General features: G+C 39.8%; 30 protein-coding genes and 1 pseudogene. 12 read left to right on the top strand and 19 right to left on the bottom strand.

The features are described from left to right. Nucleotides 1–47 precede the first annotated feature (47 nt). Nucleotides 48–326, bottom strand: coding sequence for a co-chaperone GroES (gene groES, locus MSWHS_RS11940; protein ID WP_048129771.1), 279 nt, complete (start codon nucleotides 324–326; stop codon nucleotides 48–50). Between the two features lie 259 nt (nucleotides 327–585). Between groES and MSWHS_RS11935 the strand changes: the two genes are divergently transcribed. Then, complete coding sequence (locus MSWHS_RS11935; RefSeq protein WP_048129772.1) at nucleotides 586–993, top strand: helix-turn-helix domain-containing protein; 408 nt, start codon at nucleotides 586–588, stop codon at nucleotides 991–993. Nucleotides 994–1,103: 110 nt separating this feature from the next. After that, the gene (locus tag MSWHS_RS11930; RefSeq protein WP_048130673.1) at nucleotides 1,104–2,243 is read left to right on the top strand and encodes a DUF362 domain-containing protein; all 1,140 of its coding nucleotides are present in this window, start codon (nucleotides 1,104–1,106) and stop codon (nucleotides 2,241–2,243) included. 137 nt (nucleotides 2,244–2,380) lie between these two features. On the opposite strand, the gene MSWHS_RS11925 is transcribed toward MSWHS_RS11930, so the two are convergent. Next, complete coding sequence (locus MSWHS_RS11925) at nucleotides 2,381–3,178, bottom strand: PRC-barrel domain-containing protein (RefSeq protein ID WP_048130675.1); 798 nt, start codon at nucleotides 3,176–3,178, stop codon at nucleotides 2,381–2,383. 423 nt (nucleotides 3,179–3,601) lie between these two features. Here MSWHS_RS11925 and MSWHS_RS11920 point away from each other — a divergent pair, with 423 nt between their 5' ends. Further along, complete coding sequence (locus tag MSWHS_RS11920) at nucleotides 3,602–4,846, top strand: IS110 family transposase (protein ID WP_048125153.1); 1,245 nt, start codon at nucleotides 3,602–3,604, stop codon at nucleotides 4,844–4,846. A gap of 255 nt (nucleotides 4,847–5,101) precedes the next feature. Then, nucleotides 5,102–5,347 (top strand): transcriptional regulator, encoded by a 246-nt coding sequence (locus MSWHS_RS11915; RefSeq protein WP_231585414.1) that lies wholly within the window; start codon nucleotides 5,102–5,104, stop codon nucleotides 5,345–5,347. Between the two features lie 103 nt (nucleotides 5,348–5,450). Here the strand turns inward: MSWHS_RS11915 and MSWHS_RS11910 are convergent, their stop codons facing one another. Continuing rightward, nucleotides 5,451–6,056 (bottom strand): hypothetical protein, encoded by a 606-nt coding sequence (locus MSWHS_RS11910; RefSeq protein WP_048129774.1) that lies wholly within the window; start codon nucleotides 6,054–6,056, stop codon nucleotides 5,451–5,453. Nucleotides 6,057–6,167: 111 nt separating this feature from the next. Here MSWHS_RS11910 and MSWHS_RS20470 point away from each other — a divergent pair. The 3 genes and pseudogenes from MSWHS_RS20470 to MSWHS_RS11900 all read left to right on the top strand — a co-directional run. Beyond that, nucleotides 6,168–6,251: pseudogene (locus MSWHS_RS20470) on the top strand (IS200/IS605 family transposase); the annotation flags it as partial. Between the two features lie 211 nt (nucleotides 6,252–6,462). After that, nucleotides 6,463–7,167 (top strand): class I SAM-dependent methyltransferase, encoded by a 705-nt coding sequence (locus tag MSWHS_RS11905; RefSeq protein ID WP_048129775.1) that lies wholly within the window; start codon nucleotides 6,463–6,465, stop codon nucleotides 7,165–7,167. A 421-nt stretch (nucleotides 7,168–7,588) separates the two neighbouring features. After that, entirely contained in the window at nucleotides 7,589–9,010 is a 1,422-nt protein-coding gene (locus MSWHS_RS11900; RefSeq protein ID WP_231585413.1) for a hypothetical protein, read from the top strand. A gap of 515 nt (nucleotides 9,011–9,525) precedes the next feature. Here the strand turns inward: MSWHS_RS11900 and MSWHS_RS11895 are convergent. Next, nucleotides 9,526–10,419, bottom strand: a complete 894-nt coding sequence (locus tag MSWHS_RS11895) for a DHH family phosphoesterase (RefSeq protein WP_048159133.1) — start codon at nucleotides 10,417–10,419, stop codon at nucleotides 9,526–9,528. 303 nt (nucleotides 10,420–10,722) lie between these two features. Here MSWHS_RS11895 and MSWHS_RS11890 point away from each other — a divergent pair, with 303 nt between their 5' ends. Then, on the top strand, nucleotides 10,723–11,082 hold the full coding sequence (locus MSWHS_RS11890) for a hypothetical protein (RefSeq protein ID WP_048129778.1): 360 nt from the start codon (nucleotides 10,723–10,725) through the stop codon (nucleotides 11,080–11,082). 353 nt (nucleotides 11,083–11,435) lie between these two features. Next, complete coding sequence (locus MSWHS_RS11885) at nucleotides 11,436–12,593, top strand: site-specific integrase (RefSeq protein WP_048159132.1); 1,158 nt, start codon at nucleotides 11,436–11,438, stop codon at nucleotides 12,591–12,593. A 118-nt stretch (nucleotides 12,594–12,711) separates the two neighbouring features. Here MSWHS_RS11885 and MSWHS_RS20465 read toward each other — a convergent pair whose 3' ends face one another. The 14 genes from MSWHS_RS20465 to MSWHS_RS11815 all read right to left on the bottom strand — a co-directional run bounded on the left by MSWHS_RS20465 (nucleotide 12,712) and on the right by MSWHS_RS11815 (nucleotide 23,994). Further along, nucleotides 12,712–12,885: a hypothetical protein gene (locus MSWHS_RS20465; RefSeq protein WP_231585412.1), complete on the bottom strand. Its 174-nt coding sequence runs from the start codon at nucleotides 12,883–12,885 to the stop codon at nucleotides 12,712–12,714. A gap of 283 nt (nucleotides 12,886–13,168) precedes the next feature. Then, complete coding sequence (locus MSWHS_RS11875; RefSeq protein ID WP_048159130.1) at nucleotides 13,169–13,471, bottom strand: hypothetical protein; 303 nt, start codon at nucleotides 13,469–13,471, stop codon at nucleotides 13,169–13,171. Beyond that, complete coding sequence (locus MSWHS_RS11870) at nucleotides 13,471–13,842, bottom strand: hypothetical protein (RefSeq protein WP_048159129.1); 372 nt, start codon at nucleotides 13,840–13,842, stop codon at nucleotides 13,471–13,473. The genes MSWHS_RS11875 and MSWHS_RS11870 overlap by 1 nt, the downstream gene beginning before the upstream one ends. Beyond that, nucleotides 13,839–16,043 (bottom strand): hypothetical protein, encoded by a 2,205-nt coding sequence (locus tag MSWHS_RS11865; protein WP_048159128.1) that lies wholly within the window; start codon nucleotides 16,041–16,043, stop codon nucleotides 13,839–13,841. Before MSWHS_RS11865 ends, MSWHS_RS11870 begins: the two co-directional genes overlap by 4 nt. Further along, the gene (locus MSWHS_RS11860) at nucleotides 16,040–16,285 is read right to left on the bottom strand and encodes a hypothetical protein (RefSeq protein ID WP_048159127.1); all 246 of its coding nucleotides are present in this window, start codon (nucleotides 16,283–16,285) and stop codon (nucleotides 16,040–16,042) included. Before MSWHS_RS11860 ends, MSWHS_RS11865 begins: the two co-directional genes overlap by 4 nt. Beyond that, nucleotides 16,285–18,474, bottom strand: a complete 2,190-nt coding sequence (locus tag MSWHS_RS11855; protein WP_048159126.1) for a hypothetical protein — start codon at nucleotides 18,472–18,474, stop codon at nucleotides 16,285–16,287. The genes MSWHS_RS11860 and MSWHS_RS11855 overlap by 1 nt, the downstream gene beginning before the upstream one ends. 4 nt (nucleotides 18,475–18,478) lie before the next feature. After that, nucleotides 18,479–18,862, bottom strand: a complete 384-nt coding sequence (locus tag MSWHS_RS11850) for a hypothetical protein (RefSeq protein WP_048159125.1) — start codon at nucleotides 18,860–18,862, stop codon at nucleotides 18,479–18,481. A gap of 64 nt (nucleotides 18,863–18,926) precedes the next feature. Continuing rightward, nucleotides 18,927–20,924 (bottom strand): LamG domain-containing protein, encoded by a 1,998-nt coding sequence (locus MSWHS_RS11845; RefSeq protein WP_048159124.1) that lies wholly within the window; start codon nucleotides 20,922–20,924, stop codon nucleotides 18,927–18,929. Beyond that, a complete protein-coding gene (locus MSWHS_RS11840) occupies nucleotides 20,912–21,775 on the bottom strand; it encodes a hypothetical protein (protein ID WP_048159123.1) in 864 nt (287 codons plus the stop codon). Before MSWHS_RS11840 ends, MSWHS_RS11845 begins: the two co-directional genes overlap by 13 nt. Beyond that, complete coding sequence (locus MSWHS_RS11835) at nucleotides 21,772–22,221, bottom strand: hypothetical protein (protein ID WP_048159122.1); 450 nt, start codon at nucleotides 22,219–22,221, stop codon at nucleotides 21,772–21,774. The genes MSWHS_RS11840 and MSWHS_RS11835 overlap by 4 nt, the downstream gene beginning before the upstream one ends. Before the next feature lie 30 nt (nucleotides 22,222–22,251). Continuing rightward, the gene (locus MSWHS_RS11830) at nucleotides 22,252–22,950 is read right to left on the bottom strand and encodes a hypothetical protein (RefSeq protein WP_156151230.1); all 699 of its coding nucleotides are present in this window, start codon (nucleotides 22,948–22,950) and stop codon (nucleotides 22,252–22,254) included. Beyond that, a complete protein-coding gene (locus MSWHS_RS11825) occupies nucleotides 22,911–23,399 on the bottom strand; it encodes a hypothetical protein (protein ID WP_048159120.1) in 489 nt (162 codons plus the stop codon). The genes MSWHS_RS11830 and MSWHS_RS11825 overlap by 40 nt, the downstream gene beginning before the upstream one ends. After that, entirely contained in the window at nucleotides 23,396–23,710 is a 315-nt protein-coding gene (locus tag MSWHS_RS11820) for a hypothetical protein (protein WP_048159119.1), read from the bottom strand. The genes MSWHS_RS11825 and MSWHS_RS11820 overlap by 4 nt, the downstream gene beginning before the upstream one ends. A gap of 11 nt (nucleotides 23,711–23,721) precedes the next feature. Next, entirely contained in the window at nucleotides 23,722–23,994 is a 273-nt protein-coding gene (locus MSWHS_RS11815; RefSeq protein ID WP_231585411.1) for a hypothetical protein, read from the bottom strand. Nucleotides 23,995–24,254: 260 nt separating this feature from the next. Between MSWHS_RS11815 and MSWHS_RS20460 the strand changes: the two genes are divergently transcribed. Genes MSWHS_RS20460 through MSWHS_RS11805 form a run of 3 tightly spaced genes read left to right on the top strand, consistent with a single transcriptional unit; the run spans nucleotide 24,255 to nucleotide 24,954 of the window. Then, nucleotides 24,255–24,407 carry a hypothetical protein gene (locus MSWHS_RS20460; RefSeq protein ID WP_156151228.1) on the top strand — a complete coding sequence of 51 codons (153 nt, stop codon included), beginning with the start codon at nucleotides 24,255–24,257 and terminating at the stop codon, nucleotides 24,405–24,407. Further along, nucleotides 24,404–24,715, top strand: a complete 312-nt coding sequence (locus tag MSWHS_RS11810) for a hypothetical protein (RefSeq protein ID WP_048159117.1) — start codon at nucleotides 24,404–24,406, stop codon at nucleotides 24,713–24,715. Before MSWHS_RS20460 ends, MSWHS_RS11810 begins: the two co-directional genes overlap by 4 nt. Beyond that, nucleotides 24,712–24,954, top strand: a complete 243-nt coding sequence (locus MSWHS_RS11805; RefSeq protein ID WP_048159116.1) for a hypothetical protein — start codon at nucleotides 24,712–24,714, stop codon at nucleotides 24,952–24,954. Before MSWHS_RS11810 ends, MSWHS_RS11805 begins: the two co-directional genes overlap by 4 nt. Nucleotides 24,955–25,090: 136 nt before the next feature. Here the strand turns inward: MSWHS_RS11805 and MSWHS_RS11800 are convergent, their stop codons facing one another. Beyond that, nucleotides 25,091–25,696 (bottom strand): site-specific integrase, encoded by a 606-nt coding sequence (locus tag MSWHS_RS11800; protein ID WP_226999635.1) that lies wholly within the window; start codon nucleotides 25,694–25,696, stop codon nucleotides 25,091–25,093. Between the last annotated feature and the right edge of the window lie 88 nt (nucleotides 25,697–25,784).

Raw genomic sequence — 25,784 nt, 5'->3', positions numbered from 1 at the left:
TCGGGATCTAAATGATGAAATATTTTCAGAAGCGACCTCATTCGAAATTATTCTTCAACAACTGTTGCCAGAATATCCTTGAAGTCGACAAAAATATATTTTTCATCATCTATTTCAATCTCATCGGCTTGGTATCCCCCGTAAATTACGTGGTCTCCCTTTTTCAGAGGTAGCTCCTTCCCGTCTTCAAAGGTCCCCACAGCCAGAACTATTCCTTCTTTTTTCTCTTGCTGTGCAGAATCGGGGATATAAATCCCGCCTTTAGTCACTTTTTCTATCTCCTGGTGTTTGAGTAATACTCGTTCGCCAATAGGTCTGATAATCACTCTTTGTTCCTCCTTTATATGTAAGTGACCTCATATTAGCTGAACATTCACTAGTTGCTATCAATCAGCATGGAATTAATGAATGTATTGAGCTGTAAAACGCCCAACTATCCCCATATAATGCAAAACTTCTATTTAAAAATTACCAGCAAACCAGACAAAATTTGTAAATAAAATAAATATAATTGCAAAAAAATCGAAATGATGTTTACAAATTAAAATAAAATATATATACATGAATCTCTAAAATAATACACAGATGGTTCAGCAGATTATCCTTCGAAATCTTGAAAAGCCCCAGATAAAGAGCCTTGAAGAAGACCTTTTATGGTTCTGTGACAGCTTTGGCTTTTCTTCGGGAAGGGATACCGAAAATACAGCCAACAAAATAATCTTCAGCTTACTCGAAAAACTTTCAAATGACGAACTCAGTTCTACAGAATATCTGGCTGAAGACCTTGATATGAAAATCCCAAGAATCAATCATCATCTCCGAAACCTCAATGACTCCGGACTCCTTTACAGAAAAAAACGTCTGATTTATCTGAGGGGAGGCAGTCTGAAAGCTGCAGTAAAGGAGATGAGAAAAGACTCGGAAAGGATACTTGATGAGCTGGAAAACATAGCTGAAGAAATAGATTCAATGATGGGTCTTAAAAACCGGTAAACCCCATGGTAAAAAAAGTACTTAAGAAAGCTGACAAACTGATAACAGCCTAAAACAACAAATTGAAACCGGAAAAGAATTCAATAATTATTTCTATTCACTTTTTAGCAATGAACAAAGTCTCAATAGTTTCCTGCCCTGAGTATTCTGATACGAAAGAAGCAATAGCTAAAGCTCTTGACCTGCTAGGCGGAGTTGAAAACATAATTGAGCCTGGAGACAGCGTACTTCTCAAGCCAAACATCCTTGCAGCTAGCCCCCCGGAAGCTGCCACAACTACCCATCCTTCGGTGGTAGAAGCAATGTGTGAATTCGTGCTCGACGCAGGAGGGAAACCAGTTGTAGGAGACGGAGCCGGGATATCAAGACCCGGGGCTACGGCAAAAGCCCTGAAAACCTCAGGTATAGAAGAGGCTGCTCGAAAAGCCGGAGCAAGGGTGGTGAATTTTGAAACTTCAGGCTTTACCCTGGTAGAAGTCCCTGAACCCCTCCGGTTCCGGAAATTGTACATTGCAAACCCAGTCCTTGAAGCCGATATTGTAATCTCTCTTCCGAAACTGAAAACCCATGAACTTACATATTATACAGGTGCGGTCAAAAATTTCTTCGGGGCCCTCCCTCTGAAATGCCGAAAAGAAATGCACCTTCTTGGGAAACGGGAACTTTTTGGCGAAGCCGTAGCCGATGTGTACTCAGTTGTCAAACCTGCTTTTTCGATCATGGACGGGGTATGGGGCATGGAAGGAAACGGGCCTTCCCACGGAAAACCTGTAAACTCAGGGGTAATTATGGCAAGCCCGGACTGCGTCTCAATGGATATTGTTGCAGCAGAAATGATCGGTTTTGACCCCCTCAAAATACCCACTACAGCAGGAGCCCTTAAGAAGGGATTTGGAAACCAGTGCCCTGTCGTGGTCGGAAAGCCGTTAAAAGAGGTGAGAAAGAAATTCAAGCCGTCAAGCGGAGGAGTCAGTACTACCCCTGCTTTCCTTAAGCGCAGCCTCGGCAAATATTATACCATTAATCCCCGGATTAATCAAAGGAAATGTACCCGATGCGGGACCTGCTATCTGAACTGTTCCCCCAAGGCTGTAGAAGGGCAGAAAGACGGAACATTCAGGATCAATCCGGAAAAATGCATCCTGTGCTACTGCTGTAGGGAACTCTGCCCTAACGATGCAGTGGAGATAAAAAAGTCCCTACTGGCACAGCTTTTAACAGGAACTGAGAATTTGAGGCACAGAAAATAAACAGAGAGTTAAAAAAATGGAATCCTTACAAGCTTCAAATCAGAGTTTGACATCTTTAAGCTACAAAAAACATGTAAACAGGCATCCGATCGGCCCGTAAGGTTGATTCCTTTACCTTCATGGGAAGTAAGAAAGTGTTAAATGTTTCCTGGTCTACTCTCAATTCTTTCTCTTTCCCACTGCCAGTAAGGCTGGTATCCATAGTAACCATACATAGTGGAAAGCCACTCACGGGTAGTTATAGGCCAGTTATCTTTATCAAAGCCCTCTGCCTTTTTCAGGGTTTCTTTAGGCACGTCAAGTACGAAAGCGTGCTCGTGAACTTTCAGTTGAAGAGCCTGCCAGGGAATAGCAAATAATTTGTCACCCATACCCAGGAACCCGCCAAAAGACAGTACGGTATACGCGACTCTACCATTTTCAAGATCGATCATTAATTCCTCGATTTTCCCGAGGTGTTCTCCAGCCTTATTGATGACCTTATCCCCTTTTATCGTGCCTGAAGACAAAAAATCCGGGTATTCTTTACCTTCTGCCGCCCTTTCTGCCCTTACTCCGGTTTGTCCTGCCATTTCAGGCTGCCAGTAAGGTTCGTATTCGTAGTAAGTATACATTTTGGAAAGCCATTCGCGGTCTGTGAATGGCCATTTATCCTTATCAAAACCTTCTGCCTGCTCCAGCACTTCTTTGTCGACGTTAAGTACGAAGGCGTGTTCATGCACATTCAGCGACAGAGCTTTCCAGGGAAGTGCAAACAGCTTATTGCTTATACCCAGAAATCCGCCAAAAGAAAGCACTGCGTAAGCTATTCTTCCGTCCTGAAGGTCGATCATTAATTCCTCAATTTTTCCAAAATGCTCTCTTGCTCTATTAAGGATCCTGTCTCTCTTTATTGTGCTTGCTGACAAAAATTGTAGATCATCTTTACTTGCCATACTCCCAACTCCCAAAAATAAGGAGATATATTTTAAAGCCTGCATCCCCCCAGGACACAACTTGAAAAACTCTCCCCGATGATTATTATTTTTTTAATGTTACTTAAAATTACTGGAATCATTACAAATAACATTTTATGTTACAAAGAGAAGAAGTTATGAATAAAACGCATATGAAATTCTTCGAATAACAGGCACAAAGAAATGAAAGTACTTTTTTTTCCTTACCTTTTTTACCTATCAACCTCATCATTCTCTTGGGCAGTAAGGTTGTACTTATTTTGGTTCTTTGAAGCCGTGATAAAACTAACCAGTGAATTGCCATCGAAGGCTCAAATGTGACTTTGATCACGGATGCTAAATTGGCCTTTGAGGCAATTCTACTGCCCAAATTAATTTGGTGATCTAATTTGGTGATCTAAATTGGTTGAAGTCATTAACAAAGCTTGTGGTTTAGACATTCACAAACTCTTTTTCATTGCTACAATCCTCAGTAGATCTGGTGAAAAACAGCAACAATATTTCTCTAGAACCCCTGACGAAATTTTAGCTTTTAAAAACTGGGTTATATCAGATAAATGTGACGTTGTTGCCTGTGAATCAACGAGTGACTTTTGGGTTCCGATTTATGATGCGTTGATAAAACATCTACCTGTTATAGTTGGAAATGCCCGAGATATGAAGGCGTTTACACACAAAAAAACAGATAAGATCGATTCCGAATTCATCGCACAACTTGCATTGAATAATATGATTCAACCATCAAGAGTTTTCCCAAAAAACCATAGAACATTTCGTTCATGTATCCGGCTTCGCCATAACCTTGTACAAAAAAGAACAGATATAAAAAATGAAGCTCACGCCATACTCGCACCTGAAATGTTTAATCTGAAGAATGTGCTAACAGATATTTTTGGTAAGAGTGGTAGAGCAATTCTATCAGGAATTTGTTCAGGTAAAAGCGTTGACCAGATTATAGCAAGCCTTTCCCCAAATGTTCGTAAAAAAAGTGATCAGATAAGGGAAACTCTGGACAGAGAAATCTCTCAAGGTGCTGCATTCAGGCTTCAGATCTGTCTGGATATCATAAAGCATCTTGACAATGAAATCAAAATTTTGGAAAAAGAAATATTCAATTATGCTTATAAAAATCATAAGCAAGAAATGGAAATTTTAATGTCTGTTCCAGGAATAGGAGAACTTGGAGCGGCAACTCTTATTGCTGAAATAGGCGATTTCAAAGATTTTTCTTCAGGGGATAAGCTTGCTTCATGGCTTGGCATAGTTCCGAATGTGTACCAATCAGCGGATAAATACCATAACGGAAGAATCACTAAGAGAGGATCTAAGGAAGCAAGGTGGATTCTAACACAGATTGCTCAGGCAGCAGCAAGAACAAAAAATAGCAGGTTAAAAGAGTTTTTCAACAGAAAAAAGAAGTCGATTGGGCATTCAAAGGCAATTATTGCCCTGGCAAGAAAAATTGCAACAATTATATGGCATCTGATCACAAACGAGGAGATGTATGAAGATGAAACTGGATATAAAAAGGGGGAAATTCAAAAGAGAAAGATAGTGGAGACTGAGATATTCTCAGTTGATGAAAGGATCAAAATAATGAGTGAAATATATGTAATTGCGAGAAATGAAGAAAGAGAGAGTACGTGAGGAAGATCTCCTCATAGACTTTCATGCTAAATAGAGTCAGACCGTACAGGAAAAAATATTTTTTTGCACAAAAGGGTGAACTACCCCGAGCTAAAGGACCGGAGGTTTCAAACTTTTTATTATAAATATGAAATATATAAAGAAAATCCGGCAATTACATTATAACACTTTCTTTTTCATCTTTTTGCAAGATCTTTTAACTCATAACGCCGAAAAGATGTATTAAAAGAATCTTTTGCTTAGACAAGTTACCCTGTGCTAATAAATGAAGAAGGTGATGAGATGCTCTATACCTATGTCGATACGGAGTATGCTCCGGAAAAATGTTCGCTTTGCAGCGGAACCGGGCATTCTGAAGGTGGAATCTGTCAAGCCTGCGGAGGGCAGGGAAACGTGCTCGTTGCCCAGCCTGCAATAATATGCCCTCTCTGCGGTGGGGCAGGAAACCTGGAAACAGGAACCTGCAAGGCATGCGGAGGAAGTGGTTGGGCTCTTTTCTGAAAAACCGGACGTTCCCGTTTCATACCTCCTCAGGCATAAAATGAAACTATGGCTCATCAGCAAATGATTTATCAGAAAACTGCTCCGAATTCTTCGGAAAATTCTATTTTTCCTTTTGCCTCTCCAGAACATCTTTCTTTTTTTCATCAGGCAGACAGTCAAAACAGGTTTCATACCTTGAAGGCTTATACTTTTTTTTGCATACCGGGCAGAGCTCCATGCCCCTCAGGCTTGCAAAATGACATCGATTGCAGAGCACAATTGCATGTTCAAAAGATGCGTATTCTTCCTCGGCTTTTCGGGTTTCTTCTTCAATTAACTCTTTAATCCCGCTTTCTTCAAGCCATTCATGGTAAAGTTTTTTGAAGTTTCCCTCTCCCGTGTCTTCAACAAGTACCTCGATACACTGCTCTTCGAGGTCGGTATTGTCAGGCTCGGCTTTATGCACAGTAGAGGCTTTGTGCCAGGCAGGATGGCTTTTATGTCGGTGTTTGCCTGTGAGGACATGTTCGAATTTCTGATACTTTTGTCTGTACACTTCCCTGAATCTGGCATAGGCAAGACTGTAAATCCCGGAACGGACTTCTGCCGGAGAAAAGGCTCCGGGTGTGTGAACACACAGGCGCTCAGAAGAGCCACACCAGGCACAGGTTTTACCTTTAATGAATTCAACCCTTTTTTCTTTCCATTCCTTTGAGGTTCGTTTCATTGAGACACCAATAAGATCTTAAATGAGTTAAAATATATATGCCGAATGAATTTTTTGTTAATGAGGAAGTTCCCAGGCAGAACCTGGTGTTTCTGGCGCAGAATTAAGTGAATATGGAGTGATGGGGATTTTGCTTCTACTATCGAAAATGTTAGTAAAAAAGCAGCAGAATATTATATACGGAACCAGGGTTGAAGTTGACGCTTATATCCCCTGAGCTAAAGACTCAGAGGTTTCCTGCTGAAGGTTTATGAAGATTCTTTGTTCGAAAGATATAAATATTTACGTATATATGAGTGAAACTAGTGTATAAATTAAAAATAAATCCATAATTGAAGGAAAAATTAATCGATCAATAGATAGATTTTGTAGTTAAGATAAAGCAGGATTTGGGGGTATAAAAAACATGTCGAAACCAAAATCTGTCTGGGAAGAGTTCTTTGCAGGTAAGAGAAGCGGTGGTCACCGGTCTTCGGCTGAGGAATTTATTTCCAGAGAAGCCAGGGAAAAACTCTATCATCTGAATGGGGGCAAAACCCTTCTTGACTTTGGTTGCGGAGCCGGAGAGCTTCTGGTATATTACGCACCTGAATATGAAAGGCTTGTGGGTGCTGATTTTTCGGAATCAATGCTTGATGAAGCGAACAAAAGAATAAGGGAACGAAAGTATGAACATGTAGATTTAATCCTTGCTGACGATAAAACAGTCTGGGAGAAGCTTGATACCTCCTTTGACAGGATAACTGCAGCCGGAGTGATCCAATACCTCACAGATGAAGAAGTTGATAATTTTATATCCAATGCATCAGAGCACCTTAATAAGGGGGGCAAAATAGTACTTTTTGACTTACTGGACCCTCGCTTATATCCATTATGGAAAATAGGGTTCTTCTCACGAAATTTTGGGTGCTGGAAAATCTTATACAAAATAGGTTTTGAAGCTCTCAATATCATATCAGCGAGCTTAAAAAACCGCCCGAAAGATATTCTCGGATATACTCATAAACCCGATACAATAGAAAATATTGCAAGTAAACATGAGTTTAAGATGGAGTATGTGCAATCTATGTATTATGAATACAAGTATCATGCAATAATATATCGTGAGTAATAAGACACCACTACTCAATAATATATATTGAGTATAGTTATTTTGATCAACGAAAATGATTTCTTCTCAGATTATTCATTACTTGTCCTGTATTGGAGGAACTGGTATTTCCTCTGGAACAGTTAATCCCGAAAATCCTGAAAATACTGGTCAGGGTAGTATCATCCTGTTTTCGCAGGATTACTCTAAAAATGACAGTGTTCCAAATAACGTTTTCATGGCCAAACTTTCAGGAAATAAGCCTTATGACCGGCTATATTTAGCAATTTACGGGATTCTGAAAACGCAGGTTCTTTTTAACGATTTATCAAAAGGGTTAAAGTATAAAACTACAAAAGTCCCCGGTTTATTTCCCTGCGGTTTGCTTTCAGCTGTGGATGCTATTTTAGGTTATGGAATAAACAGATGCATGGGAAACTTGATGAAATCTCCAGATACTCACAGGTTCTGTGAAGCCACTTCTTTTCCGCCTATTCACTACCAAGGACAGCAAAGGCAAACAGGGTCACTCTACATCTGCGGGCTTACACCAATGGTTAGATGTACTTATCACATCTCAATGGATATAAAAACGGATAATCCTCACAGTTTTGTTGAACTTAACAGCCCGGGTTCAAAGTTAGTAATTCAGGAAACAAATAATAGGATTACATTAAAAAGTTATTATGAAAGCTCTTCCGGCGGTATCGGATCTGAAACCATATTTATGGGGAATGCCACGGAAAAGCTGGATTTTGAAATTATGTTTGACGGATGCGGCAAGACAAACACCATATTCGCAAAAGACGGGAAATATATCACGACTCCTTTTTATAATTCAGAGAGGCGACAGCTGCCATATATTGATTTCTCAAACGGGTACCTCAAGTTCACATCTTTTCTCGCTGGAAAAGGAAGAGATTTCGATGTCAATATATACCGCATAAGCCAGAGAGCAGACCGTAAATTCATAACCGCAATAGGAGATAACGCTCTGGTTCCTTTCGGGCTTGACGGGCCTCATGTAAGAAACACTACCGAGAAAGGTATACGTTACCTTAACAGCAAAAATAACAGAGGCACCATCTGGTTTGATATAGAGCTTCTTGAGCAGTGCAGTGAGTCAGACATTGAATACCTGCGCAATCTTGTTGTTAATAATTCCTGGGACACAGGAGTACACTACTCTGAAGAATTAAACAGCCTCTCTTATGAGCAAGCCTGTAAAGTAATGAATGAGGGATACTCGTATGTTTATGAAAAAATAGGAAAGAAACCAACAACCTGGTGCTCCATGAGAAACAGGGATAATGTTACACATGCAATTTATGCATATGAAAATCTGGGGATGTTCTGGAGAAACGGAGACTCGGGAATTCATGCCGAAAGAAATGTTGGAAATCTAGGGGATGAAACCTGGGCATGGTGGGAGCCAGCATCCAGGGCAGGCATGGTTTATCCGGCTTTCACCCACGAACTCGACCTGGAGCCAGCTATAAAATACTCTATCAGCCGTTCAAAATTCCATAACTGGGTGGATAACTACAATTCAAATAAGATGACCATTGTATCATTTTATGAATACAACCAGATAAGCCGCAATACGTATGATGCCAGTTTTGACATTTTGAAATACACAGAGAATTTTTTCATGTTTAATGCACATACAAAAGGCTTTGATGCTCTGATAAATGTAAATATAAATGCCGGGGAAAACACCAGAGTATGCGATAATACATTAGAACAGTTCCTCAGTTATAAACTCGAACAAGATAAATCGATTACATTCCGGGTTAAAAACAATCATACTTACAGTGTGTATCTGGATAGCGTAAATAAAGAGTGTGATGGTCCTGTAAGCTAATTGTGATTCCACGATATTTTTTGTAGGCTGGTAGTCTGCAGGCAGCTTTTTGTTGCCTGATTCCTCTCACTTCTAAGTTCAGGTATTATTGAATTAGATACTGATACTTCCCACTTTTTTTGCAAGGAATATTGCCATAAATCCGCATTCAATACACATAAAAATCTAGGCCATTCTTTTGTCTGTTCCCTTTCACGACTGACACGTGATGGAATTCTAGCCAATAAAGAATCAAAGAAGACTCTTTAGATACCATACATTTTTAAAAATTATCAGTTAATAATATATTTGTCCAGAAAACATTGATATATATCGAAAGCATATACTAATTATCGTCTAAATTCCGCTATATTTTGCAAGTTTGCCGATTGGGGTCAGATTCATTACCTTGAGGCCAATCGGCATACATTCTTTTTAGTATTGTTTTTTTGAAACTGCCTGATGCTAATTTTCTACAACCTGCGACCTCGTCCCTACCAGGGACACACTATTCCTCTAAGCCAACAAGATTGATTTTATGCGAAAAGTAGATGTAGAAAATTTATGTTCTTTTTCTGGAATCCAGCAGCATTCTTGTGTCCCCCACCGCCATATTGCTGAGCAATTTTGGCACAATCAGGTGAGTCAGGATTTCCTGAATCAGATCTCAGGCTGAATACTACTATATTCTCTACAGCCTGCCACATGATAGCAATATCATATTCGGGCTTCTTGTAGATGAATTCTCCAAGCTCGGAGATGTTCCCGGTAGTGTTTACAAGTCTGGCCTTCCAGTTATGGAAATTACAATCTACCCCACGTTCGAATGCTTTCTGAAGCTTGTAATTTTGAGCTTCCAGGAGTAATTCACCGACAGATACCATTTTATTTACAGTATCCCCGCATTCGGAACTAAAACTGAGAAGCACATCCCATACGGCATCATCAGGGGTTTTCACCATCAGACTAAAACCAGCAGCAAAAGCCCTGGTCTCATCGTATTCAAACTTCCAGATATCTTTATCCCCAATATAGGCAACAGCTGCAGGAGGGGAAATATTTTCAGGATGAGTGTATTCCCATGTAAGTACACAAGCTGCCTTTTCAATAGACCTGATTCCCGGAATATCGCTCGAATTCCAAAGGTCCGGATATTTCTCCATAGCGGTCTTATGATGATCTATCCATATCAGCTTGGACCCGCAAGCCTTTACGAATTCATTCATATTATCGCTTGTAAAATCAAGAAGCCATACTTTTTCGGCTGACCCTATTTCTTCCTCATTCCACGACTCTTTGCCGTAATTTATAGCAACAAACTTTATGGCAAATTCATTCCGACCATAGCAATTTCCAGCGACAGCGGCTGAACAGCATCCATCATTATCGTCATGGTGATAAATTAAAATAGTACGTTTATCATCTGTCATTTCCTTTTCTCCCTTACTCTATAGGATCTCCTGTGAGTTATACCAGTTGTCCAAATACTCAAACCTTCCTAAAAAATGTATATGCAAAATCTCTGAGGATAAAAAGAAAAACTCTGAATTGGAAAATATAGAATCAAGTGACAACAGATTAAAATAACAATATTTTTAAATATATAAGATAATATAAATTAATTAGGAGCCAGAAAGGGGAACAAAACGAAATAAAATGCGGGGAAACACTAAAACCTCTTGCAGGCTTGATGCAGAATTTTATGAAAAATTCTCTGAAATAGAGGCAATATAATGAAGGGAAACGACAAAACAAAGGAATTTTGCAATATCTGTGGTAGGGAACTGTTGGAAGACGTGCTGGTCGTCGATACCAGCCAGGATATGAAACCAATAAAATTTAAGGACGTTCATGGAGATAAGTCCGATCTGATATGCGTTGAGTGTGCAGCTGATTCGATTGAGAATCCACCCTTCTTATGTTCGAGATGCGGGCAGCCAGTCGAACTCGGTGAGCACTTCTATATATTAAAGGTAGGGACCACAAAACCCGGCGGTCCCAAGCTGGACTATAAAGAAACATGCCCTGAAGATAAATACATCTGTATCACATGTTATGAAGAGTTCATGAACCCTGAAGAGGAAGAAGAATAAAACTGAATGAAAGCTTTGTCTCTAAACTTGTTCTTTACTCTACCCTTAATTTAAATCCTCTGGCAGAAATCAGGACAGGCGTCTGAGATAACCCATATATCGAAAAAACAGAACTGATTTATCAGTTCTGGTCATAATTTTTCGTTTGATACAATTGAAGCACAAACCTTAATTGCTTCAATTATTAGGATGCATCGTACAAATATTCCAACGAAAAAATAGGCTTTGAACCTCAATATATAAAATAAAAACAAAAAAAAAGCCTCGGGCGGGAGATCTGCTTTCAGTATACTGCCTTACTTTCACAACACTTGGATTATGTCTATTAATAGCGACGTAATGGAGTAAGGTATATGAGCATATATAAGCATGAAAAGAATTTAAATGCAGTGGAAAAACGGATTAAAAACGCAGATTACAGCAAGGAAAATAAGACCTTAATACTAAAATTTGAAAACTCTCTTTTTGCTGAAGGCCTTAAACCTGTAAGGGTTGAAAAATATCTTGTGCAGCTAAATGTTTTGGCTCAACTTGTTGACAAGAATTTCTCAGAAATGGATTTTGATGATGTTCAGGCTTTGGTTGCTCGTATAGAGAGATCAGACCGTAGTGAGTGGACAAAGCATGATTACAAAATATCAATACGTAAGTTCTTTAGGTGGATGGGAAAAGGCGATCTCGTATCCTGGATAAATGTGCAGATGAGACATAACACACAAAAACTTCCAGAGGAACTTCTTAGTGAACAAGAGATTAAAAAATTAATTGAGGTTGCAGAACACCCAAGAGACAAGGCCATAATAGCCACATTATATGATTCAGGTTGTAGGATTGGGGAACTAGGTGGCCTTAAGATCAAGCATTTAAGCTTTGATCGGTATGGAGCTGTCTTAACAGTTAATGGTAAAACCGGAATGAGAAGAGTTAGGGTAATTTTTTCAGTTCCTTATCTGGCTTCCTGGCTGGATATTCACCCACAAAAAGATAATCCAGATGCTTATCTATGGCTTCTCATTAGAGGCAAGGGGAACGGGCAACCTATGCAATACCAAGCCTTTAGAAAACTGATTATAACCCTTGCAGCAAAGGCTGGAATTAAAAAAAGGGTCTATAATCATCTTTTCCGACATTCTAGGAGTACAGAACTTGCTCAGCATTTAACTGAGTCTCAGATGGAGGCCCATCTAGGATGGGTTCACGGCTCAGATATGCCCAGCGTATATGTTCATCTTTCCGGAAAACAGGTAGATGATGCAATGCTCAGGATCTATGGAATGAAGAAAAAAGAAGATATGATTCCAGAACTCACCAGCAAGACCTGTCCTGTATGTGAAAAAATCAATGGCCCTACTTCAAAGTTTTGCGCCCGCTGTGGTCATCCTCTGGACCAGCAGACTATCCAGGAGATTCATGAAATGGAGAATAAAATTCCAGAACTGCTACAGCTTATAATGAAAAGTGACCAAGCAAGAGAGCTCTTTTCAAAACTAGATAAGCTTGGATCAGATTAATATAGAATTAATATTGCGTTAAACTTTGATTAGTTACTCCATACTGGAAGGATTAAGTTACTAGGTCCAGTATGGAGTTCAATTTTTGCCGCAACCGAAAGAGACGGAATACCTGCGATCATTTGTTTTTAAGTTTTATTTTTGCTTTCTCAAAAATGAATAAAATAGTTATTAGGAAAAGGTATGTTCCTACAAACCCTCCTGCAAATTCGTATATATTATTAGAAGTTCCTGACAATCCCATGATAATCAAAGACAATACTGCGGTGTAAATATGTGTTGACTTTTCCATGTTTTTCACCTAGGTTAATTCTATTGTAATTTAGATTTTTCAGATCAGTATGAGTATGTATCATTTTCTTTCGTTAAACTGCGTAAGAGAGCGTATATTATTAGCCCAGAGCCCACAACAATAAATGCTCCATGGTAACACATGGAGATAAACGAAATTTTTGCTTCTGGTGCTCCAGCTGCAACCATAGAGTTAAGAAGATCGTTTAATGACCCGGATAAAATAAAGTAAAGAAGACCTATACAGAACTCCAGTGATAGGACAATTATCCAAGTAAAAATCATCAGTATCCTTCTCCTGTTTTAAATACTTTATATAGTATTGCCCCTACTCCAGTGCCAAGGAGCATAAGTAAAGATACACCCACACTTTCAGGCAGGAATACTCCAAAAGTAGCAGCAAAAATAATCCCTATAATTACCGGAAGTGCTACATCCTGGGCTTTTAGGAAAGCCATTGAGACAACGAGAAGCCCTATAAATAACCAGAAGAAGTTTCCTAAAATCGCAGTATAAGGGCTACTTATAAAGCCCAGAATATTGACATTCTGCGATTCTGATAGGATAGGGAGGTAAGTATAGTTCATTATTCTCCTCCTACCAGGGTAAACTTCATGATTACCTGGGCAAGTCCTATTAAATAGACGCACCAAACAAGAATTGATAATGGAGTTACTATTAGCCCAGGGATACCTGCCTCTCCAAGAAGTAAAACAAGAGTGATAGGAGCAAACACAAAGATCTTACCAAGCATCCCAAGGGCTCTTGGGAAGTCTCCAAATAAGTAGAGCCCTATATCTGCATTACTGTAACTGATCTTATCTGGAATATTACTGCGGAATTCTTCTTCAGTTACTGCAAGTGTTGATACGTGAACAGGAAATATGTTAAGAGCTCCAAGCAACGATATTGAAAGGTTCGTAATCAGCAGAAATAATGCAATCTCATATATTTTCACTGTTTTCTACCTCCTAATATTGCAAGAAGACCGAGAACCACTACAAAGGCAGCAATAGCTTCTGAAACTCGAAGGAATCCCGCCACATAAAGTCCAAGAGCTAAAATAGATGTTAAAAATGCTCCAATCTTTGAGCTTCGATATCCAAAAAGTAGACCGAAGGTAGCCAAGATAAAGAAAGAAACCACGTTGTACCAATAGTCCGAGACTTGCAGATCAATTAACTGCTGGTCAGACCTGCAATACTCTTGGTGCAGGAGTTCACCACCAGAAGTATTTGCCCAGAATTGGATATAGTACTGCTTTTCAGTACTTGGATAGTTAAATGTAGCAATCCCCTGAGGAGCAATAGAGGATATAGAATAAACCATTTCTCCAGAAGAAGTGTCTGTGATATTGTAAATAAATGGACTATATAATGAGCCTGCAGGGGCCGTCCAAGTCAGTATAACTGATTCATTTGTTTTTTGAATAGAGTAATTAAATCCCCCGTAAACAGTAGAAGGAGGGATAAGTTCTATATCCCCTACTACAAGGCTTACAAAGTCTGTTTGAGTAGCTACATAGGGCCCTACAGATCTCTCTAGTGAGGTTGTCTGTAATGTCAGGTCATAGTTAACGTTATTTTCAAGATAAACTTTGTTCAGGCCGGCAGCGTCAAAGTAATTCTCTGATATTGTAAGCGTGCCTGCGTCTGCAGGTCTTGTAATCAAAAGTTTTGTTTCCCTATATTTGAACTGATTTGTATAGTCAATCAGATTAAAGCTGACAAGAGAAGCCATATCCTCTGCAGCTAAATATGCCGTAATGGTTTCTGGACTTTCAATTATCCTCCATCTGGGAGAATATCCATTTGCATATATTTTAGCTATATATTCTCCTTCAACAATTTCAGAACTTGAGAACTCTATAGACCCTGTTGTAGTTGATTTTGTGATATATGTGGTATCATTGTAGAGATCCACGCTAAAATTAGTGAGGTTTACTCCTGTGGATTCGTTCTTGGCATAGATTTTAGCATATCCGGGTTTGGATGGAGCATTTCCTATTGAAAATGTTCCTACAGAAGGTTCTGAATATTGTTCATTTACCTCATCATAGGCTTGAATTTTCCAGTAGTATGTACCTGAGTCAAGTGTAACATCCCATTCTGCATCTTGTATTGTAGATTCATACCATATTGTAGAGAAGTCAGGATACTTGGATATTACACCATAATACTGATTTGCACAGTCTTCCCAGGATAGGATGACTTTGTTATAATCAGGATAATTACTTTCGATAACAGTTCCATTTTCAGGATAGTATAAGTTCGGAGGTTGATTTATTGGAATTGAGACTATGAGATCATATTGTATACCTGGAGTAAGTCCTGATGTATCTATATATAAAGCACTTTTTTCATGATAATCAGAACCTTTTGCTCTATATGCATCTATTGGAGTAAAAGTTACGTCGTCTGTTGTATATTTTGCTGAAGGAGTACCTAATTTTCCTACCACATAAAAATAGTATGTACCGTCGTCAAGAAATGCTGTAAGAATAGAAGGATTGTAATTTCCTTCAGGAACATAATTTATTGTCACATTCATATAATTTTCATCAAATGTGAAAGAACATTCAGTAAAATCCAAATTGGCATTACCACTTTCATAAAAAGTAATGCCATCTACATAGAAAGCAGAACCACTTGCAGGAGTACCATCCATGAATATTCTGAGTGTTAATGACCCCGTATAATCTATGTATTGAGTATATTCATAATATGTCCAATCACAGGCATTAGTAACCTGTATACCTATACTATCGATAGTTCCTCCTTGTAGATCAATATTAAATTTACCAGATGAACTATCCTTTTTTACCCATGCACCAATAGTATAATAGCCAGGAGTTACACTTACAGATCTGGTCAGTGATGACGTTGCAACATCTCCACCCCTGGCAGTCTGATAGTAAGAATAATCTGATATTTTAGAATCGGTCGACCTGCCGAAACTTTGGTAAGCTGAGCCTGCTAGCGTCCAACCATCAGGAGCAGTGTTAACAGTTCCAGAACTCCATGTTTCAAAATTCCAATTAGAGATTTCTGAGTGCCCCCAATCAAGAGGTAGCCCCGGAAGTGCACTTGCAGTTATCGAAAACAAGATTATTAAAAAAGAGGCTGAAAGGGCTGATTTAAGAATGAACGTTTTTCTCATTTCCATCCTCCGTCAGAACTCTTCTGTCCACTCATAACTCCATACACGAAAAGAGAGAACAGGCAAACAGCAGGAAGGTATTTCCAGGTAAGCCAGAGAATTTTTGCCCCCAAAGCTGCAGTAGGGTCATCTGTAAATGCATAATTCTCGTAAGCCGTAGCTATAACATCATAAGTAGATGCATATAATAGCCCGAAGACTCCAAGCGCTAGCAGAATTATTAACCAGTTATAGGCAGCCATTAGCGCCTCCTTCGCCCGGTAAGCAGGGAAAGCGGGTCTTGGACGTAGTGGGTTTTCTGCCTGAAACCCCAGCCTTCAGAAGACCTAATGATATTTTGTCTTTCTAAGCTTTGGTCAGGATTTAGAACTCTTTTTGATCTGCTAGCAGGAGTATTTCCAGAAATTAAAGGTATGCTGGGACTATTACTAGGACTGTAATCTCGAGAACCATATGAATTATCTGGATATGATGTAAATGGGATATGAGGTATTGGAGTTATAGATCTGTATTCTATAGAAGGAACAGAAGTATATTCTGTGGGAGGGACAGGAGTGTATTTTCCGGAAAAAATTGGATGGAACCCTGAAGGTTGAGATGAATTTTCCAGTCTTTTAGAAGAGTAGCTAGTGCTGATTGGGATTATTCTTCCGGGTGTAAATATAGGCTCGCTATATCCCCTGCGGAGATATTCGCTTTCTTTAAGCAACTCCTCAGCTGATACTGTTCTCTTATCTCTGCCAACTGCCCCTTTTGCGTTTTGTCTTAGTTTTCCAATAGACTCATTTGGAAGGGCCTGATATCTATCAATAGGGACTGCTTTACCTCTGAATTTCGTGTAATACTTTGATTCTGTCCGGACTAGTTCAGTTCCTGGAGGAACTACTATTTCTCTTTCTGCAGCTCTCTGTTTTATCAGAGCTTCAAATTTAGGGGTTACATATCCCTGACCTTTTGGGGCCTGAGTCATAAGGTACTCATTAGTAACTGCTGCTCCCTTTCCCCTAATTCCTTCTGGAAGAGGTCTGATATTCTGAACATCTACCCAGTTTGCAGCTGGTCTTCTTGAAGGTTCTCCCCAGCCAAAGAGTTTTACTTTCGGGATGCCTCCTTTCTCTGAAACTCCAAGGAAGTGTGGAGATACATCTGGACCTAAGTGAAGTCCTACTACGGAACTGCTACCAGGCTGTGCAATAGTTTCTGATGCAAAACGTTGAGGGGTTGCATGCCATCCCCCCGGCCCTTCAGTACGAGGGTATCTATAAGTAGACGTTTCAAAATCCTTGATTAGTTGACTTGCAGTTGTACCTTTAGGTGCAAGTGGAAACTCCTGTGTACCTGATAGGACTTCAGGCCGGATTACCTTCTCAGGAGGAAGGTATTCTTTACCTACTACGCTTGCCTTATTTTTGGCTGCACTTCCTAGTTTTCCAATTGCAGCCATCCCAAGCATTTCACCTGCAAATTGTGCAGGGCTCTCTTTTGCCTGTTTATAGAGACTTCCCGCCACAATTCCAGCCCCTGTCACAATACCATGGGGAACTGACCCTGGATCTTTAATAGCTCCCTCGATTCCTACAGGAAGCATCCCTGCCATACTCACAGCGAGTTCAGGAGCATTGGTTAAACCTCGGATGAAGTCTTTTGCTGTACTTTCCGGTACGGGAGATAAAAGAGCTTCTTGTTTTGCATCTATCTTTTGTGCAAGTTTTTGCGATTCTTCGTAGACTTTCCAGGTCTTGAGATCATCTTTGGAGATAGAAGGCTTTTTGATACTGCTTGTATCTACTGCTCCTCCCATCCCTATCTCTATCCCAGTTGCAAGTATATTAGAACGTTTTTGTTCGCTCTCAGTAGGAATTTTTTCAATCTCGTATTTTTTTCCAGGAACTATTAAGTTTGCAAAAGACTTTATTCCAGAATCAGCTATTCTTCTAGCTTGCTCAATTTTTGCTTCCTGATTTGCTGCTACTTTTGCTGGAGCCACAGCGGTTTTAGGTTGTTGTATTGCGTCTGCTGGAAGCCCATTCTCATAATAGAACCTGTTTCTTATGAAGATCCTAGATTGCTGACTTGAGCCTTTACTCTGTGGTATAGAAACAGGTGTTGAATCCTTTGCTACTGCTGTTCCTGTACTGGTTGCTTTATACTGCGGGCTATACTTGCTTACTTTTTTCCCGCTTGCTGAAGTCCCTTCCCTGCCTCTAATCGTCGGTCCTGTTTCTGTAGGCTGCTGAGTAGTTACTCCTTCTGTACTTTTAGGAGCATTTTCAATAGCAGAGCTTGAAGCGTTCTTGTTGCTTGCAGATGATGGTTTTGTCACTGCTGTACCTGTACTTGTGGCTTTATATTGGGGACTGTATTTGCTTACTTTCTTCCCACTTGCTGAAGTTCCGTCCCTGCCTCTGATCGTTGCCTGTCCTGTACCCATTCAATCACCTGTAGATCGCATATATCGAAAGCTTGGATTCATTCCCTTCATACCCCTCTAGGTTTCCTGGAAAAGTCCCGTAATCAGCTTCCTGAAGGATATAATTCTCCCCGTCTGCAGGAACATTGATCTGGCCGTCTCCCTGGACTGCAAGTATGTAGTTTTGCTGGTCCTTTGTATCAATCCGAATATCATGAGGAAAGGCCAGAACATTCCAGGAATCTCTTACAAGCTCAACCTCTTCTGTGATCCCTAGCAGATCCCCATTTGCTGAGTATATCGCTCCTCTAACGTATGTCGCATCCGTTCCGGCATCGTTTACAAATACAGCAATGCCTGCAACGTTTTCTTCGAATTTTGTTGAACCGTCCAGATTGGAAATGATCATGGTTCCCAGCCCAAGAACTAGGACCGTAACTAATACAATAGTAGAAACTTCGTATAGTTTCGTTTCAGTCCCTCCTGATGAAAATCAAGCAGATAAACACAGCTACTATAACCAAAGGAATCATTACCGCAAGACCTGCAACATCTGCCCAGTTGCCGTTTAAATACCAATCATAATTCGAAGATCTGGAGGGATACAAAGATCCTATCATGTAGGCCTCGCTCCCTATTGCTTCATAAACTCCAAGCTGGCTGTTTCCAAATCCGTCACTGATTACGCGATCTATGGGAGTTCCGTCCTTCGTGCAAGTAATCAGGAAGTTGTACACCTGGTCTTCCAAGACTGCTCCGGTTTCAATGAGAAAAGTATATGTCTCAGAGTCGTAGCTCAGATCTGCCGCCGGGTTATTGGATTCAAGAGAGTATTGCAGGAGAGAAGATGAAAGAATAGGATTAAGGTCTGCTGTGTAAGTGATTGTTCCAGACCCATAACTGTTTAAAGGTGAATATCTGACGTATATCGTGTATTCAGTGTCAGTTAATGTTTCTTCTATAATCGTTGTATTTTCTGTGTATCCTACATTAGCTGTCACATTAAAAGGAGTAACAGTTTTTGTATAATCTCTAACAGTAATTCCATCAATTTCGACTTCATCTGGAATATTAGCAATTAGAGAATTAAATGCTTCACCGCTGTTTTCATAGGGTACCTGAATAGTTCCGGAACCATTCAGATAATCCGAATATGTACTATCACTGTTGGTTTTTAGTCTAAGGTTCTGAAGATTATCATAATAAAGAAGTGCTTTTTCTTCTGCTGATAGAAGCCTGTTGTATATCATTACGTTGTCAATATAGCCATTGAATGAACCCGAACTGTAGCCAATATATAGATAACTTGTGTGCTGAATTAGCGCGCTGTCAAGTTCTCGTGACCCTACAAGCTGGTTATCAATATAGACGTTCAGTGTTGGTGTTTCTCTGATGTACTCTATCAGTATCATTCTAGTGGTGTTAATGCTGGAAGTGTCGGGTATTGACCAATATTTGAGTCCTGTCTGTGTGGTATGATCTAGATTGAATCCTCCAACAGATGTCAGGTATGGTCTGATGGACATCGATCCTCCACTTCCACCATGCTGGTAAAATATTTGGGACCCAGTATCGCCACTTGAATTCAATATGAATACCCAGGTACAGCTATTATTTTCAACTGAAAGAGAAGCACTATTTGGTATTATTACTCTGTCATTGTCTCCATCAAATAATCCCGCTCCGTTATATTTTCCTTCAGTCCAGTTCATTCCGTTTTCAGCAGTTCCGTGATTTCCGTTGCCAGAGAAGTCTTGAACTAAAGTTCCCTCTCCTTCATCAAATCTCCACCATGCTACGAGTCCATTGGTAGGAATGTCATAAGGTCCTGTTTTGTTGTAAACCGGATCAATGGAGACTTCAATATAGTTAACATTATCAGAAGTGAAATCTGATCCTAAATTGAAAGTTTGAGATACTGGATAGGTTAATGTTCCTACTTTCCGGTACTCTCCCAGGAACCCGCCTATTTCAATTTCAGAAAAAGGTAAATCCTCTAGATACACCCATCCGTTATCATTTCGGACTTCCTGCAGCCATACAGCATCAGCAAGACCAGCATCATTATAATGGGTTATTTTGATTAAGTTATCTTGAAAACCTGGTACCTGCTGGATGTCTCCATACTTCAATTTTATACTGCGTAGTTTATGCTCTTTTTTGTCAATATCAACTAATCGAATTTTACCCTCCTTCGTTTTTCCGCAGACTATTGTACTACTGTCCAGATTTGCATAGATTTCAATCTCTTCGTTCAGATCCTTTATCTGATGTTTGTAAAGCTGTTTTTCCTGTGCAGTCTTGACTTTGCAGGGTTCAACAAACTGTTTTTTACTCTGGATCTCCTGAAGACGAAGCTTTGAGAGGTCTTCGTTGGTCAGTACTCTACTGTTGTCCTGTTTTGCTGCAGCTGTAGCCGATAGAAGAAATATGCATAAGATCAATATTGCAATAGTCTTCACTCGCTGCATTCTTCAATGGCCCCTCCTGATATTTCTATAAGCTTTTGTCTTACCCCCGTGAAATCCAGCTTTCCGCTTTCGGGTTGCAGCAGTTTGTTAGTTCCTTGAGTCTCATCTATACCTGCAGCTGCTTCTATGATCCCCGTTCTGTGATCCCGTTTAAACTTGAGGTATTCCTTTTCAAAATCTGAAGGCAATTCTGGAAAGTCTTCTACATAATCGGGTTTTACGAGCTTGAAAAGAGCTTTATAACTTCGAAAAGCAGTTTTTGCCTTTCTGTTCTGGGAAAGTCTGATGATCTTTTCCCCGGAGAAGTATGCTACATGATATCTGAACTCAGTCCTTCCCTGAGCAGGGTGATGGATGGTAGTGAAACAATATAGCAGACTTTTCACTCTTCTTTCCCGGATATCTGGAACTATGTCCCAAAATGAGGGAGATACAAGAATGTCATAGTGCCGGCAGTCCCTTTTGATCTTAAATATTTTCTGGGCAAGGGCTGAATCCCTTGTGTTATGCTGCTGAGAGAAAAGAACCGTAACTGCTTCATCATACCAGGCTACTTTATACGGTATATCCTGGTATTTCAGCATGAAATTGATAAAGGAATGTTCAGAGTCTCTAAAATCATATATCATCCCTTCTTTTAGAGAGAATTCAGGGTCCAGTATCTTTGCCAGCTGGGCTGCCAAAGTGGATTTTCCGGACCCTTCAAGACCTGTAACGAAAAAGACCCAATCCTGTCTTTTCTGCTGGCAATAGCTTACAATTTTTGCAATATTCGCTTTAGTGATTGCAAGAGGTTCCTGCTTTAATTCAGACTTATTTCTAGCCTCTTGAACGTATTTTGCGAAACTCATCCCAGGGACCCCTCCCATGCATTGAAAGCATTCATAAAGTAGCGGGTAATTGTCGGATCATAAATTCCATCTTCTTTGAGTTGCTTTAGATAGTCCTCAAAAAGATTCATAAACAGGTTTGCATTTACTGGCTCGCCCTTTGGACCCTGTAGGTATAATGAGATGTCCTCTTTCTGAAACGCAGCTTCTATATGGCTCAGAAGTTCTGCGTTTTTAGTCAGAATAGCAGTCATGTAGAATAGCTTGAAAAATGAGTTGATGAAGAGGATATAGCAATCTTCGGTTGCTTTTGAAATGCCCTGGAATCTCAGGCAGGTATAAAGATCCCCTTCTAGATCTATGACTTCTATGACTCTCATTGAGATGTCAAATCTGTATAGGGACTTGGAACCTGTATTGTTGTACCTACTATTTTGGTTGTAATTGTCCTGGTAATCCTCTGACATGCTTAACCCTTCCTTATTACCGGATAATTCTCATATGTTAACAGTTGAAGGGGATACTGCGTTTGCCAGACCTGATACAGCTGCACCGCCAGCTCCCCCTGCGATGATTTTCCAGAATAGGGCAAAGCCGATCAATACTATTATCAAAACTATTGCATATCCAAAGATCTGAGGTAACGGATTTCTCATACCTCTTGCCAGTTCTGCAGCTCTTCTTTCTATCCTTGCATCCACGTAATGTGGATTGATAGCAGCTGCGTACTCATACAGTGCAGAAACATCGTATTCCTCGAGAATTCCAGAGTTAAAAGCCCTTTCAGCAGTTTCTTTTATTTCTTCTTCAGGAAGAACGTGGTTTTCCTTGAGTTTTTCAGCTGCTTTGGAAGCCTCTATTGTCGGTGGTGTAGCGTGACCCTCATAGGCAACATATGCAGAGACTCCAGCGAGTCTGGTGGCAGCCTTTGGATTTGGAAGAAAGGTTCCGTAATTTTTAGTATGCATTTCCTGGTCTGCATAGATAAAGCGGATACCACCGTTTAACATCTTCATGATAAGAATATTGCCCTTTTTCAGCTTGGCAAGCAAGAAAGGAACAGATACAGGAGCTGTAATCATAGCAAACACTAAGAAGATCATTAGGATTATGAAATTGGAAAATATGGATACATAGAAAAGAGAGAGCAATTGCATTAGTATCCCCTTCCAAAGAGTTTCCTCATTCTGTTCCATATGCCTCCAGACCCGGCAGACTGCATACCTCTTACATCTTGTTGCAAATAGGTCTGGTTTATGGAAGTAGCCAGCAGCTTTCTTTCCTGCCCTTCTTTTGCTCTGCAGGCTTCGGTAAACACAATAGGTCTGAGATGAGTGAATACTGACTCATCTTCCCAGGTGAAGAAAGAAGGAGGTTTTGCCATTATTGTTGCGGTCTTAATGTCATCAAATGCTGTGACTATGTACCGAATATCCTTCTCTGTAAAGTTTGAGATTGCAAGATTTTTTATAAACGCCGATGTGAACAGCTTGAAATGAGGAGGTATGTTTTTCATCAGTTCTTCTTTGTTCAGAAGTTCCTGGATAAAGTCTAGTTGCTCACTCCTGAACTGCAAAGGACGTTGCTGATTGGGGTTTGTAGGTACATATCCTGCTGTAAAATAACTCTCCGGAATTTCGTTCAATTGAAGTCCTCCAGGATACTTTTTGATTTTTCAAATATGATTACAATTGTTAGCAGGATGCTGACAAAAAACAGCAGAGCCCAGAATACCGCTATCACATAAGCTTCCCAGCTGTGTAGTGCAGCTAATTCTATCCCACCCGAAGAGTATCTAATATCCCAGCTAGTAGCGAACAGGATTATTGAAAGGATAGTACTCAACAGTGTGGGGAATGCTGCTATTTTCTGTTTTGTTGCTCCCCAGTCATACAGCCCAAGAATGAGCATGAAGAAGGTAATAGTTGAGAAAAAAATGTAGAGGGAAGTGTTCATTGATCCCCTCCTTAGGCTGCCCTTGAGAGCAGCATAACAGTACCTATTATAACAACAGCTGCAACCACTATCAGAGCCACAGGCAGCAGGCCGAATGCGTCCCAGGCTGTACCGAAAATTGATGTAATAGTGCCGTTGCTTACCTCGTCGGACCCAACCACATTAGGCTGTATCTTTGCAAGAATCATTGCACCTACACCCATTACAACAGCGCCTGTAACAACTACCAGAACAGCATCCATAACACCCATCGTTCCAGCTTCATTCTTGCTGAACTCGTTCATTTGATGCCTGATAATATAAAGCTCGTTTAGCATCTCGTCTGCTTGCTTCTTCTTACCAAACATTCTTGCTGTGAGGCAAGCACAAACAAGTAAGAAGAACTTTACTAAGGACTTGGCTTTCATCGACATTAGGTCATACTCCAGTTTGTGTATACTAAATAGTATATGTTATATTACATATATCTTTGTGAATAATGATAAATATTATGTGATTGTTATAAGCATTAATGCGGTACTGCTGCCGCAGGAGGGCTTCTGCAATGGGAAACAAAAAATACGGCCAGATGGTCTATCTAAGGGTTCTCGTTCCGGAGAAATTGAAGGATGATGTACAGAAAAAAGCTAAAAAATACAAAATGAGTGACTCTGCTCTCAGTCGTATTATTTTAGAAGAAGCAGTAAAACAAATATGAAGCTAAATATCAGGACCACAGGAAGAATACTTCTCCTTGCAAGCATGGTATCTATTTTTTGCTTGGCTTTGTTTGTCCTTGTTCCTCATGAAGAATACCAGGAGTATGTAATCCTGGAACAACACCAAACAGATCTATTTGATCCGGAAGGGGGACTGCTGCTGAAGGTTAGCCAGGATAATTCTCAGGAGTATATTTATTTCAAAGACTGTGAGGTTCCGGAAGGCCTGCAGCCAGGAGACAAGATCCGCATAAAGTGGATATCCACAGCTGGAGAAAAAAGAATAGATGGAGTATGGCCAGCATGAACTTTAGAGTAAAAACATTGAATGAAAGAGTATTAGAAATAGGAAGAAAAATCGGATTTGAAAAAGAACTGACATTAGAGACAATTCCAGACAACATAAGGAACCTAACTATTGTAGGTTTTGTTTGTGTGTGGATCTCCTATTTCCTTAATATCAGTCCATTTTTTTCATTCATCATATATGGGGGAGGGATTGCATACAACTTTGGTAAGTATTGCAAGCTCAAGAAAATTAACTGAAAAATGGAAAAAAAGACAAATTATAACAGAAAGAGATACCAATAGGTATCTAAAAGTATTATTTTTTAAGTAATGTTGGTATTATTTTCTTAATCTAACAAGGAAGTTCTCTTTTTTTCATAGTCCTTTTTTGATATTATAAAGAAAAACCCCATGCAATTAGCTGTTTTTTAATATCTCTTAATTCCTCGTCTGAAAAGGCGAGCCCTTGATAGTGGCGCATAGAGGTTAAAGAATCGTGACCCTGTCTTAAACATACAGTAGACTCAACAACCCCGGAAGCAATTAACCAGGATTCCAATGTTTTTCTACTTGATTTTGCAGAAAGGCCATAAGGGTTTATGCCTGCAGATAGAGCCCATCTTTGAAGGTTCTTATTCCAGGTACTTTCTAATGGAGGTTTACGGGCCTGCCAGAAGTCCTTTAGAAGATAGTTGAACATTGAAGGAAGAGGATGAATAGTTCTTTCTAACTGTCTTCTTTTACGTTTCTTCTGGGCTTCTTCCGGAAGATGGATTAGATTTCTTTTCTCGTTATACCAGGCAGGATTATCATAAAGCCTTAAAAGCTCAGCGTATCGCATCCCTGTAATTAATAGAATATCTAAAATTGTTTTGTGCTGATCTTTTGGAATAGCCGTCTTTAATGCTTCATATTCTTTAGGGGTAAGAATTCTTACATCTTTCACATAGAAATGTAAGACTTCAGAATCTTTTTCATAACCTGATTTGGGATATTTCACCAAAAAATCACCAAAGTAATATATACACAGATTTTATTTAAAGCTGTGTATATTGAGTGTTTTTGAGCCAAAATAACCTCATAATTAT

This window comes from Methanosarcina sp. WWM596 (assembly GCF_000969965.1).
Lineage (GTDB): Archaea > Halobacteriota > Methanosarcinia > Methanosarcinales > Methanosarcinaceae > Methanosarcina.
This window is presented reverse-complemented; position numbering and strand designations above follow the sequence as displayed.